Origin of the sequence: Myroides sp. DW712, from assembly GCF_046557355.1 — a bacterium.
Taxonomy (GTDB): domain Bacteria; phylum Bacteroidota; class Bacteroidia; order Flavobacteriales; family Flavobacteriaceae; genus Flavobacterium.
The window spans coordinates 1-1,525 of the sequence record NZ_JBKFDO010000036.1 but is presented as its reverse complement, the minus strand read 5'-3'; the positions used below and the strand labels follow the sequence as shown (position 1 = coordinate 1,525).

At 35.1% G+C, this 1,525-nt stretch carries 1 protein-coding gene and 1 pseudogene; both read right to left on the bottom strand.

What is annotated here, in order from left to right; genetic code table 11:
• Nucleotides 1–563, bottom strand: a pseudogene (locus ACLJX0_RS15355) (hypothetical protein); the annotation flags it as partial.
• Between the two features lie 47 nt (nucleotides 564–610).
• The coding region (locus ACLJX0_RS15350) for a hypothetical protein (RefSeq protein ID WP_410881686.1) at nucleotides 611–1,525 on the bottom strand (915 nt) is incomplete at its 5' end.

Genomic DNA, 1,525 nt, shown 5'->3' with positions numbered 1-1,525 from the left:
GCGGTAATCACATCTTTTTCATCTTCCGTACCGACATTAACCTTTTTAGACACCGTTTTGAAAAAAGTATTAGTTTCAATAGCAGTTAAATCCAAGTCAATTTTATCATATCCTCCCTCTGTATTAGGTTTGAGGTAAGCGTATTTGTTTGTTTCTGGATTAAAAGAAACCAAGTAGCTAACATCTGTTTCTTCTGTATTACCTCCATTGATAATGCTGTTGATTTGTTCCTCCAATTTTTCTTCCAGTTCAACAAGCTGATTGCTTACATAGCTATCTCCCGTTAACAACTCCCATTTTGAACCGTCCCAGTAGTAAAAACCTGCAGCCATTTCCGTTCCATTGTTGTAGACAATTACTCCCGTTGGATTACTTCCTCCTTCTAAGACCGTATTTGCCTGTAAGGCAATTCGAGGAAGTAATACCCCTTTATTATTAGCTTGAATATCAAGCATCGCTGCTTTATTTACTCGCTTGGTTCCAATTCCTACTCCTGGTTTATCTTGAGCAACTAATACAAGAGATGTTGCACATAATAAGATGGTAAATATCGTTTTTTTCATCATTTTTATTTTTATAATTCGTATTGCTATTTGTCTTTATTTTCTGTTTATATTTCTTGTTTTACTTCCGTTGAGATGTATTCGATAATTACATCGTATTCTCCACTAAGTAAAGTGGTACACATGGCACCAAGACCAAATTTGAATGTTAGGATTCCACCCGCATGGTTAACTGCCGTAACGGAATTCTGAACTAACTCTGCTCCTTTTAGAATTTTTACACTTAGCAAAGTTTGTAGATCTTTTATCTCAAATCCTTTTTCAAAATTAGTATTGTACTTCACTGAAGCAGAGTGATCCTTAACCATTGCTTTGTATTTTGCTTTATACACTGCATGACCATCGACGTATTCATTTAGTTTCACTTTATCATTGGTTACCAAGTGAATTTCTGTACGTTCTAATAATTTTTCAATAATGGTATTATTTGTTACATCTTCAATCACTTTCAAAATATCTTGTGAAATATCAATGGGTTGTGGTTGGTCATCGACGATGATATACAATACGTCTTCTGTACTATTGGCATCTATCTTTCCATAAAACACATTTCCTCCAGTTGAACTATAATTATTAACCGTATTGAAGATTTCCTTTTTCAACAGCGCACTATTTTGAACAGAAGTAATCACATCTTCAGTCATATTAATGTAGAAGATTTTGTCGTGTTCTCCTAAATAAGAGTAGTAAATATCGCCTTCTTTTAGGTTACCAACCGCAAGAGTTTCTGTTGGTTGTAGGGTACCTTCTAAACCATCTCCAGCAGCTACATGCTTCCCAATTGATGTTTGGGTTTCGTGTTGGGTTAAGTTAATTTCATGTTTTTGATTGTCGCCATCATAGTACACCAAAAACTCCCCTTCTCCTTCTCTTATTTCAATTGACACATTGTTGGGTGCGTTTTGAATAATCTCTTGTAAGATTTTGATGTTTGTCTCATTCTTCACCATATCGCCAAAGCC